Annotated in this window: 13 protein-coding genes; 7 read left to right on the top strand and 6 right to left on the bottom strand. The window is 68.9% G+C overall.

Features of this window, described 5'->3' with window-relative positions; genetic code table 11:
- Positions 1–201 precede the first annotated feature (201 nt).
- Positions 202–879 (top strand): hypothetical protein, encoded by a 678-nt coding sequence (locus F8M74_RS03125; RefSeq protein ID WP_228559155.1) that lies wholly within the window; start codon positions 202–204, stop codon positions 877–879.
- A gap of 52 nt (positions 880–931) precedes the next feature.
- Positions 932–1,081, top strand: coding sequence for a hypothetical protein (locus tag F8M74_RS03120; RefSeq protein ID WP_153881030.1), 150 nt, complete (start codon positions 932–934; stop codon positions 1,079–1,081).
- Positions 1,082–1,112: 31 nt separating this feature from the next.
- Here the strand turns inward: F8M74_RS03120 and F8M74_RS03115 are convergent, their stop codons facing one another.
- Together F8M74_RS03115 and F8M74_RS03110 are read right to left on the bottom strand one after the other, a co-directional pair.
- Positions 1,113–3,848: a PQQ-dependent sugar dehydrogenase gene (locus F8M74_RS03115; RefSeq protein ID WP_141252851.1), complete on the bottom strand. Its 2,736-nt coding sequence runs from the start codon at positions 3,846–3,848 to the stop codon at positions 1,113–1,115.
- A 176-nt stretch (positions 3,849–4,024) separates the two neighbouring features.
- Entirely contained in the window at positions 4,025–4,750 is a 726-nt protein-coding gene (locus F8M74_RS03110; protein WP_141252850.1) for a 1-acyl-sn-glycerol-3-phosphate acyltransferase, read from the bottom strand.
- Positions 4,751–4,938: 188 nt separating this feature from the next.
- Between F8M74_RS03110 and F8M74_RS03105 the strand changes: the two genes are divergently transcribed.
- The 5 genes from F8M74_RS03105 to F8M74_RS03085 all read left to right on the top strand — a co-directional run bounded on the left by F8M74_RS03105 (position 4,939) and on the right by F8M74_RS03085 (position 10,977).
- The gene (locus tag F8M74_RS03105) at positions 4,939–5,838 is read left to right on the top strand and encodes an FkbM family methyltransferase (RefSeq protein ID WP_141252849.1); all 900 of its coding nucleotides are present in this window, start codon (positions 4,939–4,941) and stop codon (positions 5,836–5,838) included.
- Between the two features lie 123 nt (positions 5,839–5,961).
- Positions 5,962–7,506, top strand: coding sequence for a glucose-6-phosphate dehydrogenase (zwf, locus tag F8M74_RS03100; protein WP_141252848.1), 1,545 nt, complete (start codon positions 5,962–5,964; stop codon positions 7,504–7,506).
- On the top strand, positions 7,503–8,174 hold the full coding sequence (pgl, locus tag F8M74_RS03095) for a 6-phosphogluconolactonase (protein WP_141252847.1): 672 nt from the start codon (positions 7,503–7,505) through the stop codon (positions 8,172–8,174). The genes zwf and pgl overlap by 4 nt, the downstream gene beginning before the upstream one ends.
- A gap of 37 nt (positions 8,175–8,211) precedes the next feature.
- Positions 8,212–9,636, top strand: a complete 1,425-nt coding sequence (gene gndA, locus F8M74_RS03090; protein ID WP_141252846.1) for an NADP-dependent phosphogluconate dehydrogenase — start codon at positions 8,212–8,214, stop codon at positions 9,634–9,636.
- Between the two features lie 171 nt (positions 9,637–9,807).
- A complete protein-coding gene (locus F8M74_RS03085) occupies positions 9,808–10,977 on the top strand; it encodes an acyl-CoA dehydrogenase family protein (protein WP_141252845.1) in 1,170 nt (389 codons plus the stop codon).
- 11 nt (positions 10,978–10,988) lie between these two features.
- Here F8M74_RS03085 and F8M74_RS03080 read toward each other — a convergent pair whose 3' ends face one another.
- From F8M74_RS03080 to F8M74_RS03065, 4 genes are all read right to left on the bottom strand, one after another.
- Positions 10,989–12,626, bottom strand: coding sequence for an acyl-CoA synthetase (locus F8M74_RS03080; protein WP_171410127.1), 1,638 nt, complete (start codon positions 12,624–12,626; stop codon positions 10,989–10,991).
- Positions 12,627–12,806: 180 nt separating this feature from the next.
- On the bottom strand, positions 12,807–14,207 hold the full coding sequence (locus F8M74_RS03075) for a zf-HC2 domain-containing protein (protein WP_141252844.1): 1,401 nt from the start codon (positions 14,205–14,207) through the stop codon (positions 12,807–12,809).
- Positions 14,204–14,764, bottom strand: a complete 561-nt coding sequence (locus F8M74_RS03070) for an RNA polymerase sigma factor (protein ID WP_141252843.1) — start codon at positions 14,762–14,764, stop codon at positions 14,204–14,206. Before F8M74_RS03070 ends, F8M74_RS03075 begins: the two co-directional genes overlap by 4 nt.
- A gap of 135 nt (positions 14,765–14,899) precedes the next feature.
- Complete coding sequence (locus F8M74_RS03065) at positions 14,900–15,064, bottom strand: hypothetical protein (protein ID WP_163884316.1); 165 nt, start codon at positions 15,062–15,064, stop codon at positions 14,900–14,902.
- Between the last annotated feature and the right edge of the window lie 32 nt (positions 15,065–15,096).

Raw genomic sequence — 15,096 nt, 5'->3', positions numbered from 1 at the left:
TGGCCAGCGGGCAGCCTCCAACAGAGGGACTGCTCGCTCCAAGCGGCGGGCGCCTGCTCCCTTACTCCCTCCCTCTGACATGTGCGCAAGTTCCTGTAATTGCTGGCCGTTCTGGAGAAGACGTCCCACCACGTCCCCTCTGGAGGCCCTCACGCACGGAGGGGGTTGGCCAATACGCTCCGAGCAGAGATGCTCGCGGGAATGACCGGGCTACAAATTGGCATCTTCGCCGGCATCCTCGGGGCGGGCATCGGCGTCTCGAGCATCGTTGGCTTCTTCCGCTGGCGCCGCTGGAAGCAGCAAATCCAGGCCTGGCAGGACTTCGCGACCACCCGTGGCTGGTCCTTCATGCCGACGCCCGGCAGGTTCATGTACTCCGCGGGGACCTTGAAGATGGAGGGCAGCTACGCCGGGCGTCCGCTCACCCTGGAGACCGAGTACCGCCACCAGGAGAAGGCGTACCGCATCGCCACCATCGTCCGGCACGAGCTCGGCGACGACTTTCCGCGCGAGGTGGTCATCCGGCCCGAAGGGCTGGGCGACAAGTTCCTCAAGCTGTTCGGCGTACAGGACGAGCAAATTGGCGATGCCGGCCTCGACGCCGTGCTGGACCTGAAGAACGTCACCCCTCAGGCCCGCGCCATCCTCCTCAGCGCGGGCATGCGGCGCCCCCTGCTGAACCTGGCCCGCGCCTTCGAGGCCTTCTCCATCGAGAACGGCGTCCTGTCGGCGGAGGTGATAGACGAAGTCCCATGCACCCCCATCGAGTTGTACGGCTTGCTGACGCCCGTGCGTGAGCTGGCCGACGCCGTGCAGGGCACGCGCGGCCATACCCAGTGGCGGTCGGAGGGCACCGGACAGGAAGGCACCCAGTCCTGAGGCTGGAGACCCTGCTGACACGCTGCGGGGCCCGCGCGTGCGGCATCCGCGCATGGTGCTTTGCCGCCACTTCGGGAACTTCACCCTCGAGGACGAGCGGCGCCAGGCGGTGAAGCTCGGCATGCCCGACAGCGTCGAAGCGCTGGAGTCCATGGTGACTCCAGCGCTTCTGCTCAGCGATGCCCTGCACGAGGTGGCCTAGCAGGGCCGCGCGCGAGAGCGGCTAGACGCGCTCAGTGGCGACGCGACCGCCTCCGCTGGAGCACGAGCCACGCAAGCGAGCTCCAGGCCAACGGCGCCAGCGGCATCGCGTTGCAATTGCAGCCGCCCGGCTCGTTGGGAGGCGGACGCTCGGGGCCCACGTCGGTTCCGGCGTCCGTGCCCGCATCGGTTCCAGCGTCCGTCCCCGCGTCCGACGGCGGCGACACACAGGGGACATCGCCCACGCACACCATCGCCTCGGCGGAGCCCTGCTGCCCCGTTGAGTCCACCACGACGAAGCGGACGCGGTGCCAGCCCGGCGTCAGGCCCGTGGTGTCCCAGCGGCTGGGCTCGCCGCCGTAGGAGTAGGGGCTTTCGGTCCGCTCGTCGGTGTAGCGCAGCACGTCGTCCACGTAGAACTCCGCGTGCGTGCAGCCCACGTCATCCTGGCAGTCGCCGTAGAACTCCGCCGTAGCGCCGGACACGTGCTCACCGTCCTCGGGACGCGTGAGGATGGCGGTGGGCGGCGCGTCCGGGCTCACCGTGATGGTGAAGTCCTGCACGGCGTCCGGCGCGGCGCCGTTGCTCACGCGCACGGAGACCTCCACCGTGCCCGTCTCGGTGGGCTCCCAGGTAACGACGCCGGTGGCGGCATCGATGCTCATGCCCGGCACCGTGCTCACCAGCACATACGTGGGCGCGGGCCGGGCCGTCGCCTGCACCGCATACCGGTACGGAGTGCCCACCACCGCTCGGGTCACCGGCTCGGAGAGGATGACGGGTGGAATGAGGGTCGTGTCCTGCTCGAAGGCCTCCACCTCACGCGCGTCCACGCCCGGGGCGGCCACGGTGATGATGGCCGTGGCGTCCTCGGTGTCCGCGTCCGCCGCGGCGGCCAGGGTGACGTCCTTGGGCGTATTCCAGTCGGAGGTGGTGAAGGTCAGCGTCGCCCCGGACTGGACGGTGATGTCCTCGTCCCCGCGGGTGCGTGCCACGGTCACCGTGACATTGCGCTTGGGCCGCTCCGAGAGCGACACGCCGAAGGCCGCCGTCCCGCCCTCCGCGACCGTCACCTGCGACGCGGTCAGCACCAGGCGCGGCGAGTCGTTGTCGATGGTGGTAGCCACCACCGCCACCTCCTGCAGCCCGTCCGCCACCACCATGAAGGTGGCGACATCCGGCGTCTTGTCCTCGTCCACCGCCGCGGTGAGCGTCACCACCTGGGGCACGTTCCAGTTGGACGCCGTGAAGGTGAGCGCCGCGCCGCTGACGATGCTCAGGTCCTCGGAGCCGCCCAGCGCGCGGGATACCTGCACGGAGACATCGGAGGCCGGCGCTTCGGCCAGGCGCACGGTGAAGGCAGCGCGTCCGCCCTCCTCGACGCGCGGCTGCAGCCCGGACACCACCAGTTTCTGTCCCGGCGTCTCGGGCGTGATGCGCCTCAGGACGCCGCCCGACACGCCGATGGTGTAGAGCGCGCCGTCCGGGCCCACCGACATGTCCACCTGCGAGGTGAAGCCGGTGGCCCACTCATCCACCGTAGCCACCGAGTTGTCCTCTTCCAGAGTGACTCGCGTCAGCTGACCGGTGTTGAAGTCCCCGAAGAAGAAGTTGTCCTGGTACGTCTCGTCGAACAGGGTCGCGTCGTAGAAGGCGCCACCGGTGATGGAGCCACCGAGTTCCTGCGTCGTGGCCGTTCCCCCGCTGCTCGCCGCGTCTGGCAGCGAAGGCTGCGCCACGGTGAAGGTCGTGAGGGAAGGAATGCTGGCCACCAGCAACAGGCCATTGAAGCTCGCATCCTCCACACCGCTGAGCGTGAGCCGCTCACCCTTGCGGAAGCCATGGTTCCCGGCTGTGGTGAAGGTGGCCACTCCGCTGCTGCGTACGGCGCCGCCCGCGGCGAGGCTGCGGGTGTCGGAACCGTTGGTTCTGTATTTGACGACGGGAGTGATGAAGTCGCTGGTGCTGGGTTGGTTGTTCTCGTAGTCGCTGTAGCCGGCATGGCTTCGGCGGGTGACAACGAAGACCTGCTCGTAGTTGGTGCCCACGCTGTTCACCCACAACCGGCCCGTGGTGGGCTGGAAGGTGAAGGTGAAGGGATTGCGGAGGCCGCGCGCCCAGATGTACTCGTTGTTGGGCCCCACGCCGTCGTTGAAGGGGTTGTCGCTGTCGGGCGTGCCATCCGGGTTCGAGCGGCTCACCTTGGCCGCCATCGATGTCAGGTCCGCATTCACGCCCGTGCCGTTGCCCAGGTCGCCAATGGCCCAGTACAGCTTTCCGTCCGGGCCGAAGCCAATGGCGCCGCCGCCATGGTTCGCGCCCCGCGTGGGCAGCCGACTGACGACGACGGTGCGCGCCGTGCCCGTCCCGTCCGCATCCGTGTAGCGGACAATCTGCTGCTCCGACGCGGAGACGGTGACGAAAAAATAGACGTAGCGGTTGACCACGTAGTTCGGGTCGAACGCGATACCGATGAGGCCGCACTCGCTGCCGGTGTAGACGTCCTCCTCCGTCGCGAACACCTGCGTCACCAGCGTGCTGTTCCCCGACTGTGTTTCAGGCTGGCCGTCCTTCAGCGACACCACCCGGATTTCGCCCGTCTTGAGGGTGATGAACAGGCGGCCTGAACCGTCCGGCGCCCATGCCATCCCCGTGGCCTGCGTGAGGGTATTGGAGGTGAAGGGCGTCTCCACGAAGCCGGAGGGCACCGCGGCCCATGCGGGCGAAGACAGCCCTAACAACCCAAGTAACATCAAAGTAGAGCGCATGTATGTTGAGGATAGCGCACTCGCGCTGCCCTCCCCCGCGCAATGTGCCCCTCAGCACGCCTGAGACGTTCGCGAGGGCGCCCCCATCCTGTATTGGGTTGTGTCAGTGTTTCCGCCCCCCCATTGTTTTGCACCAGGGTGGGCCTGACCGTGGACAGGCGCGTGCGCGGGGACACTCAGCCCGTCTTCGCCAACGTCTGCTCGAACAGCGTGCGAACCTGCGTGGCCAACTCCTGTGAGTCCGGACCGAAGGACTCCGGCGGCAGCGCGGGAAGCACGCGCACGCGGATGGAGGCGGTGGGACTCATCCAGGGGCCGTCTCCGTCCAGCAGCCCTGGCGTGCCTTCCACCACCACGGGCACCACCGGCACATGCTCCTCCAGCGCGAGTTGGAAGGCACCCCGCTTGAAGGGCAGCAACTGCCCGCCCTTGGAGTACGTCCCCTCCGGGAAGATGAGCACCGGCATGCCACGGCGGAGCCAGCGCCGGCACGGGTCCAGGAGCTGGTTCATGGCGGTGGACGAGCCCCGGACGATGGGCACGTAGGCCAGCAGCGTCATCATCCACCCCACCAGCGGCAGCGAGAACAGCGACGCCTTCGCCACGAACTTGTAGGGATGGAACAGGCCCATGACAGCGAGGATGTCCGCCGCGGACTGGTGGTTGACCACCATCACACAGGGCCCAGGAGGAATGAGCTCACGGCCTTCGATTCGCGTGCGCCAGCCCGGGGACGCGTGCAGCCACAGGCCGTAGCACCAACGACAGACCAGTGAGTGCAAGAGCCGCCGGTCCCGGTCGAACGGGTACGTGACGACGAGCAGCAGCGCGCCCAGGGTGAACAGCACCGGGGCGGTGAGCAGGAAGACGACCCAGAACCAGAGCGTAACGGCGTACTTCATGGCGAGGCCCCAGGCATACCACCTTCGGGCCCATCCCATGCCCCTCTCCTGACAGGCCTTCCTTCCCACGGCCGCTCCCCTCCCACCCAGACAGCCGGCCTGGAGGGCGCCATGGGAACTGCCCCCAAGGGCAATCCGCCGTTCCTTGCCCGTGGACCTGCCGCTGCCATAAAGACGGGAGCGCCCCCATGCGTCCTATCGACCCTGCGCTCCGAGCCGCCCAACTCGCCCACACGTTCGTCCCCTTCAGCCAGCTGCGCACGGCGCGGCTGCTGCTGGAGCTGAACGGTCAGCAGCCGCTCGAGGTCCAGCGCAGGCTGTTCGGCTATGACCTGACATTGAAGGCCCACCGCAGCACGACGCACATGCTGCTGTACCTGCAGGGCAACGACTTCCTGTCGGACCTCCCGCTCATCGCCCCCCATCTGCGGCCGGGCATGGTGGCCTTCGACGTGGGGGCCAACATCGGCTACCTGTCCATGTACCTGCGCAGCCGCATCGGCCCGCTGGGACAGCTCTTCAGCTTCGAGCCCGAGCCGGAGAACTACGCGGAGCTGGACGCCAACTTCCGGAACAACCACCTGCGCAACTGCCAGGCCATCCAGGCGGCGGTGGGCTCGCAGGAAGGCGTCATCACCTTCGCCACGGGCCTCAACGGACACGTTCCCGAAGAGGGCGCGGAGGGCATCACCGTCCCGGTCGTCACCGTGGACGGCTTCGTCCAGAAGCAAGGCCTGTCACACGTGGACTTCGTGAAGGTCGACGTGGAGGGCTTCGAGCTGGACGTGCTGGACGGCATGCGGGCCACGCTCGAACGTCCGGACAAGCCCATCCTCTACATCGAGGTCCACGGACGGGGTGAGTATGCGCGAGCCGACCCTCGCCGCGTCTGCGAGGTGCTGGAAGGTCACTACAAGAACATCCGCGCCTACGTGTCCCCCGACGACTTCAAGGCGAAGCAGAGCCACCTGCGCCGTCTGTGGGGTCGGGTGTCGCCTTTCGGGGACATTGAACAGGCGTGCCGTGTCGACCTGCGCGAAGTGAAGCAGCACGACACCCAGCGGTACCAGTTGCTCTGCCTGCCTTGAAGGGCGCGGAGCAGGCACGCTCCGCAACGTCAGACCGGCGTCATTGCCCGCACTCCCACTTGCCCGGTGGCTACTCGGAAGGCGTAAGGTTCCCGCCGGACCCAACCCGGAGGGAGGCAGCGAATGGACGCGCATCAGGGCCTGCACATCGAGACCCATCCCCGAGAAGGAGACCCGCTGGTTCGCGCCCGGCGGCCCGACCCGTGCGCGCTGGTGTTGTTCGGCGCCACCGGAGACCTGGCCCAGCGCAAGCTGTTCCCGGCCCTCTTCGAGTTGGCGCGAGACCACCTGCTGCCGAAGAACTTCGCCGTCGTCGCCTTCAGCCGCTCCGAAGGAGACAGCGAGGCCTTCCGCGAGCAGGTGAAGGCGTCCCTGCTGAAGTTCGCCCGCACCCAGCCCCTGGACGAGGCCGTCTGGAAGGACTTCGCCCCGCGCCTGGAGCTCATCTCTGGCGGCTATGACGACCCGAAGTCCTTCGTGCGCCTGCGCGAGGAGCTCGACCGGGTCGCCCAGAAGTTCGGCACCCAGGGCAACCAGTTCTATTACCTGGCCACCCCGGCCTCCACCTTCCCCCAAATCCTCCACGGCCTGTCGGAGTCGGGGCTGCTGAAGCGCCAGGAACAGGCCGACCAGCGCCCGTGGCAGCGGCTCATCATCGAGAAGCCCTTCGGCCACGATTTGGAGAGCGCCCGCGCGCTCAACCGCGAGCTGGCGGCGGTGCTGGACGAGCGGCAGCTCTTCCGCATCGACCACTACCTGGGCAAGGAGACCGTCCAGAACATCCTCGTCTTCCGCTTCGCCAACGCCATCTTCGAGCCGCTGTGGAACCGGCAGAACATCGACCACGTGGAAATCACCGCGGCGGAGACGCTGGGCGTGGAGGGGCGTGGCGGCTTCTACGACGAGACGGGCGTCATCCGGGACATGGTGCAGAACCACCTGCTCCAGGTGCTCGCGCTGTGCGCAATGGAGCCGCCGGTGTCCTTCGGCGCCGAGGACATCCGCGACGAGAAGAACAAGGTCATCCGCGCGCTGCGCCCGCTGGAGGGCCGCGAGGTGTCCCGCGCGGTGGTGGCAGGCCAGTACGAGGGCTACCTCCAGGAGAAGGGCGTGAAGGCCGGCTCGCGCACGCCGACCTACGTCGCCATGAAGATGAACATCGACAACTGGCGCTGGGCGGGCGTTCCCTTCTATCTGCGCGCGGGCAAGAAGCTGAAGCGGCGCGTGACGGAGGTGTCCATCCACTTCAAATCGGTGCCCATCAGCCTCTTCTCCGGGGAAGGCGCCACCTGCCAGCGGCTGCAGCCCAACGTGCTCACGCTGCGCATCCAGCCCCAGGAAGGCATCGCGCTCTCCTTCGAATCCAAGGTGCCTGGCGAGGATGTCAACATCGCGGGCGTCACCATGGACTTCAACTACCAGGAGACCTTCCAGCGGCCGGTCCCCGAGGCCTATGAGCGCCTGCTGCTGGACTGCATGCGCGGCAACGCCACCCTCTACGCGCGGCAGGACAGCGTGGAGCAGGCGTGGACCTTCGTGACGCCCATCCTCCAAGCCCTGGAGTCCGGCGAGGGCGGACCGGCGCACGGCTACCCCGGTGGAAGCGCGGGCCCGGATGCCGCGGCCGCGCTGCTGGCCCGGGATGGCCGCCGGTGGACCAGCCTGTGAGCGCCGCACGCACGCACATCGTGCCCACAGAGTCCCTGCCCCGGGAAGCCGCGGTGTGGATGGCGCGGGCGCTCCAGGACACGCTCGCCACCCAGCGGCGCGTCAGCCTGGCCCTGTCGGGCGGCAGCACGCCGGGGCCCGCGTACCGGGCGCTGGCGGCGCAGGTGCTTCCCTGGGAGCGCGTGGACGTCTACTTCGTGGACGAGCGCTTCGTGCCGCCCGACCACGCGGACAGCAACTACCGGATGGTGGAGGACACGCTGCTGCGTCCTCTTCGGCTGTCACCGTCGCAGGTGTTCCGCATGGAGGGTGAGCGCGAGGACCGGGACGCCGCCGCGAAGGACTACGCGGCGAAGCTGCCTGCTACCCTGGACGTGGTGCTGCTGGGCATGGGAGAGGACGGACACACGGCCAGCCTCTTCCCCGGCCACCCCGCGCTGGAGGAATCCGAGCAGCGCGTCCTGGCGGTGGTGGGACCCAAGCCGCCGCCCTGGCGGATGACGTTGACGCTGCCGGTGTTGCGGTCCGCGCGGCACGTGCTGACCCTCGTATCGGGGGCGGGCAAGCAGGACACGGTGCGCCGGGCGCTGGCGGGGGACCTGAGCCTCCCCGCCGCCCGGGTGACGAATTCGGAGTGGATGCTGGACCCCGCCGCCGCCGGGCGGTGAGGGCTCCCAGTCGCAAACCTTCCAGGAGGAACCAACGATGAGTGAGGCAGCGGGCGCGCAGTTCGGCGTGGCGGGAATGGGCGTCATGGGGGCGAGCCTCGCCCTCAACATCGCGGACCACGGCTTCCGGGTGGCCGTGTGGGACAGGCATGCGGAGCGCATCGATGAGATGCACCGCAAGCACGGACACCCCGAGGTCTGGGGCACCGAGTCGCTGGAGGCCTTCGTTCAGCGGCTGGAGCGCCCGCGCAAGGTGCTGCTGATGGTGACGGCGGGCGCGGCGGTGGACTCCATGCTGGAGCGCCTGCTGCCGCTGATGGCGGAAGGCGACGTCATCATGGACGCCGGCAACTCGTGGTTCCTGGACACGCGCCGCCGCGAGGAGCAGTGCAAGGCCAAGGGCGTCCACTTCCTGGGCGTCGGCGTGTCCGGCGGCGAGGAGGGCGCGCGCAACGGCCCCTCCATCATGCCGGGCGGTGCTCCCTCGGCGTACGAGTTGGTGCGTCCGGTGTTCGAAGCCATCGCCGCGAAGACGGACATGGGGCCGTGTGTCACCTACGTGGGGGCGGACGGCGCCGGGCACTTCGTGAAGATGGTGCACAACGGCATCGAGTACGCGGACATGCAGTTGCTCGCGGAGACATACGACGTGCTGCGCCGCGGGCTCGGGCTGGACGCGGACGCGTTGGCGGACCTGCTGTCCCAGTGGGACCATGGCATCGCCGGCTCGTTCCTGCTGGAGACCACCATCAAGGTGCTGCGCCAGAAGGACCCGGAGACGGGCAAGCCGCTGGTGGACCTGGTGTTGGACAAGGCGGGCCAGAAGGGCACCGGCAAGTGGACGGTGCAGGTGGCGCTGGATTTGGGCGTCCCGATTCCCTCCATCGCCGCGTCACTGGACGCGCGCATCCTGTCCTCCATGAAGGACGAACGCGTGGCAGCCGCGCCGAAGCTGAACGGCCCGGTGGGGCAGCTCAGCAAGGAGGAACGGGCGCAGCTGGCGGCGTGGACGCATGACGCGCTCTACGCGGCGCGTGTGGTGACGTATGCGCAGGGCATGCTGCTCATCCAGGCGGCGTCCCAGGAGTATCAGTGGAACATCAACCCGGCGGAACTGGCGCGCATCTGGCGGGGTGGCTGCATCATCCGCGCGAAGCTGCTCACGCCGCTGCGTGAGGCCTTCCAGCAGCAGCCGACGCTGCCCAACCTGATGGTGTCCGACGCCTTCGCGCCGGTGCTGGAGCGCATGGCCCCCGCGTGGCGGCAGGCGGTGGGCGTAGCCACGCGCGTGGGCATCCCCGTTCCGGTGTTCAGCTCCTCGCTGGCGTACCTGGACAGCTACCGCACCGCGGAGCTGCCGCAGAACCTCACCCAGGCACAGCGTGACGCCTTCGGCGCGCACACGTATCAGCGCAAGGACAGACCGGAAGCGGGCTTCGTCCACACGGAGTGGGGCAAGTAGCACGGGGCCTGCTTGACCCGGGCGTTCACCAGGACGCCCGGGCCGCGGACACAGCAATTCCTGCTCATCGAATGCCCTGGCGCGCAGGACTTGAAACCATTAGCGCACTGCACCTTTCACAGACATCCAGCATCAGGCATCTTTGAAGCTCTCTTTCCGGAGCCTCGACCCATGACGCTGGATGCCGGAGCGAACCTGCTGCATGCGGTACGTGAGTTGGCCCCTGCCCTCTCCGCTCGCAGCGGGGAGATTGAGCAGGCACGGCAGCTCCCCCTGGACGTCATCGCCACGCTGAAGGACATCGGCGTCTACCGGATGCTTGTCCCTCGCAGCCATGGCGGGCTGGAGCTGAATCTCGTCACCGGGCTGGACGTCCTCTCCGAGCTGGCCCGCGCGGACGCCTCCACCGCCTGGACGATGATGATTGCCTCGGAGAGCCCCCAACTCTTCGCCCTCCTCCTCCGCGAGGAGTTCGATGCCGTCTACGCCGCCGGGCCCAATGCCACCGTGGGCGGCGCCTTCAATGCCCAGGGCAAGGCCGTGCAGGTGGACGGCGGCTACCGCGTCACCGGCCACTGGAACTTCGCCACCGGCTGCCGCCAGAGTGAATGGCTGTTCGGCAACTGTGTCGTCCTTGGCCCAGACGGCAAGCCCCGCGCTGGCCCCGCCGAGGGCCTGCCCGAGACGCGCGCCATGCTGCTCCCCGCCAGCGAGGTCCGCATCATCGAGCACTGGGACGTGCTCGGCCTGCGCGGCACCGGCAGCCACGACATCGCCATCGACGCCTTCGTCCCCCAGCAACGCACCTTCGACATCTTCACCGGCCAGCCCTCCGTGCCGGGCGCCAACTTCGTGGTTCCAGTGCTGCACTACGCCATGCACATCGGCGCGGTGGCGGTGGGCATCGCCCAGGGCGCGGTGGACGACCTGCTCACCCTGGCCCGCTCGGGCAAGCGCCGGCTGTATGCGCGCACCTCGCTCGTGGACTCCCCTGTGTTCCGCAACCGGCTGGGCCGCGCGGAGACGGGCGCCCGCGCCGCGCACGATGCCCTCCGCCGCATGGCCGAGGTGTTCTGGGACGCCTGCCAGCAGTCCCCGATGAAGGCCTTCGCCCTCGCGCCGCAGGTGTCCTCCACCCTGACGTGGGCCGTGGAGACAGCCGCCGAGGTCGTGACGGCCTGCTACCACGCGGGCGGCGCCACGTCCGTGCGCGATGGCGCATCGCTCCAGCGCCGTTTCCGCGACATCCACACCCTCACCCAGCACGCCGCCGTGGCGGAGGGTTGGTTCACCCAGGAAGGCAGCGCGCTCCTGGGCTTCCCCGTCCTCTTCGAAGCCTGACGACGCGCCCGCTACGTCCGCGTGGCGCGCAGCTCCGCACGGCGAATCTTCCCGCTCACCGTCTTGGGCAGCTCGGTGACGAACTCGATTTCGCGCGGGTACTTGTAGGGCGCCGTCGTCCGCTTCACGTGTTCCTGCAACGCCTGCGCGAGCGCCGGGGATGCCGTATGCCCCGGCGCCAGCACCACGAAGGCCTTCACCCGCTGACCAATCTTCTCGTCCGGCACACCGATGACGGCCGACTCCGCCACCGCGTCGTGCTCCAGCAGCGCGGACTCCACCTCGAAGGGCCCCACGCGGTAGCCCGACGTCTTGATGACGTCATCCGCGCGTCCCACGAACCAGAAGTAGCCGTCCGCGTCGCGCACGGCCCGGTCTCCCGTCACGTACCAGTCACCACGCCGGCACGCCGCGTTGGCCGCGTCGTCCCCGAGATAGCCCTGGAACAACCCCACGGGCCGCTCGGGCGCCACGCGCACCGCGATGTCCCCCTCCTGCCCGTCCGCCACCTCCTGCCCCTGGTCGTCGATGACGTTCACCGTGAAGCCCGGGGACGGCTTGCCCATGGACCCCACGCGCGGCGCCATGGAGGGGAACGTGCCCACAATCATCACCGTCTCCGTCTGCCCGTATCCCTCATGGATGTGCAGCCCGGTAGCGTCCTTCCACCTGTCGATGACTTCCGGATTGAGCGGCTCGCCCGCGCTCACCGTGTGGCGCAGCGAGGACACGTCGAAGGCCTTCAAGTCCTGGAGCACCAGCGCCCGCCACGCGGTAGGCGGCGCGCAGAAGGTGGTGACCTTCTGCGTCTCCAGCACCTTCAGCAGCTTCGTGGGTTCGAAGCGGCCACGGAAGTCATAGACGACGTTGCACGCGCCCTGGCTCCACGGGCCGAAGAGCTTGCCCCACGCGCACTTGGCCCAGCCGGTGTCGCTGAGCGTCAGGTGCCGGTCCTCCGGCGTCAGGTCCAGCCAGTAGCGGCCGGTAATCACGTGCCCCTGCCCGTAGCTGGCCTGCGTGTGCAGCACCATCTTCGGCATGCCCGTGGTACCGGACGTGAAATAGATGAGCAGCGGCGCATCCGCGCGCGTGGGCTCGAAGGCCGCGCCCGCATCCGCCTCCGCGACGCCGGACACGTAGCGCACCCACGGAGACGGCGCGCCCTCGCCCACCGACACCCAGGTGCGGACCTTGCCCGCCCTCCCCACCAGGCCGTCGAAGCGCTCCTGGCAGCTCACGTCCGCAATCACCGCCTGGGCCTCCGCCACCTCCAACCGGTAACGGATGTCCTTCGGCGTGAGCATGGGCGTGCCCGGCATGAAGACGATGCCCGCGCGAATGCAGCCCAGCACCAGGAACCACCACTCCGGCACACGCGGCATCATGATGAAGACCCGGTCCCCCCGGCGAAGCCCCTGCTCCGTCAGGAAGCGGGACGCGTGCAGCGAGCGCCGCCGCAAGTCCTCCCACGTGAAGCGCCGCTCCTGCCCGGCTTCGTCGGACCACAGCAGGGCCAGCGCCTCCGGGCGCTCGGCGGCGTGCCGGTCGATGACGTCGGCCGCGAAGTTGAAGTGCTCGGGCCGCTCCCAGCGAAAGTCCCGGCGGGTGGCCTCATAGTCCTTCATGTTCCGAGGGGGTGACAGGGGCATGGCGGCCGACTCCTGGGCGGAAGAAACCAACCGCCAGAGCCTGCCACGACACGCCAGGGGCGTCCTTCGCGAGTCTCGCGTTCGCCCGATCCCAGACACGCGCCTGCACGAAGCCCACAAAAGCAAGAGGCCGGCCCTGTCACAGGCCGGCCTCCGCGCGACGTCATCCGAAGCGAGCGCTCAGTTGATTTCAGCGCACGGGAAGAGCGTGTTGTACGCACCACACGTGCGGAGCGTGGCGAGCAGCAGGTGCTCGGCGTTGGCCGCGCGGCCGGACGCCTCCTCGCTCCGAGCCCGCTCACGCTCGGCCAGCAGGTTGAGCCACGGGTCCCTGGAGCCATGGGCGTAGCGCTGCAGGGCCTTGAGCGACTCCGCGTCCCGGGCGGCCTCGCCCGTGTGGAGCAGCGCGCCGACGTACAGGTCCGTCTCCTGGGAGACGCGCAGTCGCTCCAGCAGACCGGGAACCAGCGCCCCCTTCACCAGCCGCGCATAGTCCTCCGCCAGCGGCGCACGCACCTTGAAGTCGCGGGAGGCCGCATCCCGGACGTAGTCCTGGAGCACCGTGCCTTCACCCAACTGGTCCAACGCCGCGGCGAGTGGCAACAGTGAGGCCACCGCGTCCGCCGAAGTGGCCGTACGCACCGCCTCATAGAGGGCCGCACGCGTCACCGCGGGCTGCTGCCGCACCAGGTACGCCGCATCCGCCGTCTTCTCGGTGAGCTGCGTCCACGTCTCCCGCACTAGGCGCTGCCACCGCGCGGCCTCCGCGTCACGCAGCGCACGCATCTCGTCCGCGCGCTTCTCCGCGGCCACCTTCCAGCCCGCCGCCTGGCCTGGCAGCGACGCGACGTCGCGGAACGACGCCTCCGCCTGCTTCAGCAGGCCCAGTCCCCGCAGCGCCAGCCCCCGGTTCCACAGCGCCTGCGCATGCCGCGGCTCCTGGCGCAGCGCGCCGCCGAGCAGGTTCAGCGCCTCCTCCCACCGCTGCCCGCTGAGGGCCACCACCGCGCGGTCATTGTCCCGGTCCGCCGAGGCCGGTGCCCGCGCCAGGAAGGATTCCGCCTGCTGCCAATCCCCGCGCAGCGCATAGGCGGCGGCGATGCCCCGGAAGTCCTGCTGCTCCTCCAGCTCCGCCAGGGGACGCAGCGGCAGCGGGTTCGCGGCACCGGACGTGCCGCGCATCGGCTCGTAGGGCAGAAAGCGGTCCGCCATCGGGTGGCTGAGCCGCGCCTCCAAGGTCCGCACGTCCGCGCCCGCCAGCCACACGTCGGTGGGGGCCTCCGGCTGCGCCTGGAGACGGAACACGCCCACCGCCGCCAGCCCCGCCGCCAACGCCACCGGCACCACCGTGCGGGACACCCGCTGCATCCACGGCCGCAGCGGCGTCACCTTCGCGGGCAGCGGCTCGGCGACGCTGGCGCCGCCCAGGGCGCGGGAGGCCAACAGCTCCAACTGGAGCAAATCCCTCAGCCCCGCCTCGCATTCAGGACAGCGTCCCAGGTGCTGGCGGAAGACCTCCGCGTCGGGAGCGGACAGCTCTCCGTCCACGAAGAGGTGCAGATTGGTGCATGGCGTCGTCATGAGCTCGTGGCCCCCTGCTCCCGGGCTACCGCCACCTGGGGCAGCAGCAGTTCCTTCAAATCCCTACGGGCCAGGGTGAGCCAGCTGCCCACGGTGCCCACGGGAACATTGAAATGCTCGGCGATGGCGTTGTAGCGCTTGCCCTCCGCGTGCAGGCGGTAGGCGTCACGCAGGTGCGGCTTCAGCCGCTCGATGGCCTTCTGGAAGGCGTCGGTGCTCACCAGCGCCCAGTTCTCCTGGGTCTCCTCCGGTGACACCGCCAAATCCTGGACCAGCGCCAGATGTGGCATCCCCCGGGACTCCGTCCGCTGGCGGCGGCAATAGTCCAGGAAGCGGTTCGTCATCGTCGTACACAGCCACGCAGCCGCCGCGGAGTCCGCCCGGTCCTTCAGATGCTCGAACTCCGGCATCGCCCGCTCGAAGGTCTCCTGGACGAGGTCCTCCGGCTCCAGGCTGGAGCGGGCACACAACCGGCGGGCCAGCCCCAGAAGGCTGGGCCGATGTTGACGGATGAACGCTTCGAAGCGCCTCCGTTCCCGGTTGAAGAGGTTGGACATGCAGCCCCACTCACATGCGCGCCTGCGCGTTACCCAGTCAAAGACGCGCAGCGGTCCAATCCTTGAGAAGAAAAAAAGAAGGACCCGGACAGAAAAATGCCCGGGAGGGTGAAAAACCCCGCCCGGGCCTGGAGATCAGCGGGCCTGGCTGGCGCTCGGATGCTCCGGCCCGGCCAGGGGAGGAACTGCTGGCGGCGGCAGCGGGAGCCGCTTGCGCGGGGCGACGCTGGCCGTGTCGCAGTTGACGTAGGTGTTCTTGACATGGGCTTCACCGGACTCGGAATCCAAGCTACCGGCCATAAGGGATTCGACGGGCGTCATGAGCGCTCGCA

This window comes from Myxococcus sp. CA023 (assembly GCF_010998615.1).
Lineage (GTDB): Bacteria > Myxococcota > Myxococcia > Myxococcales > Myxococcaceae > Myxococcus.
This window is presented reverse-complemented; position numbering and strand designations above follow the sequence as displayed.

What these genes read in the sequence shown, in the direction of transcription:
- F8M74_RS03125 (WP_228559155.1), top strand. Translation starts at nt 202, where the DNA reads ATGACCGGGCTACAAATTGGCATCTTCGCCGGCATCCTCGGGGCGGGC.
- F8M74_RS03120 (WP_153881030.1), top strand. Translation starts at nt 932, where the DNA reads ATGGTGCTTTGCCGCCACTTCGGGAACTTCACCCTCGAGGACGAGCGG.
- F8M74_RS03115 (WP_141252851.1), bottom strand. Translation starts at nt 3,848, where the DNA reads ATGCGCTCTACTTTGATGTTACTTGGGTTGTTAGGGCTGTCTTCGCCC.
- F8M74_RS03110 (WP_141252850.1), bottom strand. Translation starts at nt 4,750, where the DNA reads ATGAAGTACGCCGTTACGCTCTGGTTCTGGGTCGTCTTCCTGCTCACC.
- F8M74_RS03105 (WP_141252849.1), top strand. Translation starts at nt 4,939, where the DNA reads ATGCGTCCTATCGACCCTGCGCTCCGAGCCGCCCAACTCGCCCACACG.
- zwf (WP_141252848.1), top strand. Translation starts at nt 5,962, where the DNA reads ATGGACGCGCATCAGGGCCTGCACATCGAGACCCATCCCCGAGAAGGA.
- gndA (WP_141252846.1), top strand. Translation starts at nt 8,212, where the DNA reads ATGAGTGAGGCAGCGGGCGCGCAGTTCGGCGTGGCGGGAATGGGCGTC.
- F8M74_RS03085 (WP_141252845.1), top strand. Translation starts at nt 9,808, where the DNA reads ATGACGCTGGATGCCGGAGCGAACCTGCTGCATGCGGTACGTGAGTTG.
- F8M74_RS03080 (WP_171410127.1), bottom strand. Translation starts at nt 12,626, where the DNA reads ATGCCCCTGTCACCCCCTCGGAACATGAAGGACTATGAGGCCACCCGC.
- F8M74_RS03075 (WP_141252844.1), bottom strand. Translation starts at nt 14,207, where the DNA reads ATGACGACGCCATGCACCAATCTGCACCTCTTCGTGGACGGAGAGCTG.
- F8M74_RS03070 (WP_141252843.1), bottom strand. Translation starts at nt 14,764, where the DNA reads ATGTCCAACCTCTTCAACCGGGAACGGAGGCGCTTCGAAGCGTTCATC.
- F8M74_RS03065 (WP_163884316.1), bottom strand. Translation starts at nt 15,064, where the DNA reads ATGGCCGGTAGCTTGGATTCCGAGTCCGGTGAAGCCCATGTCAAGAAC.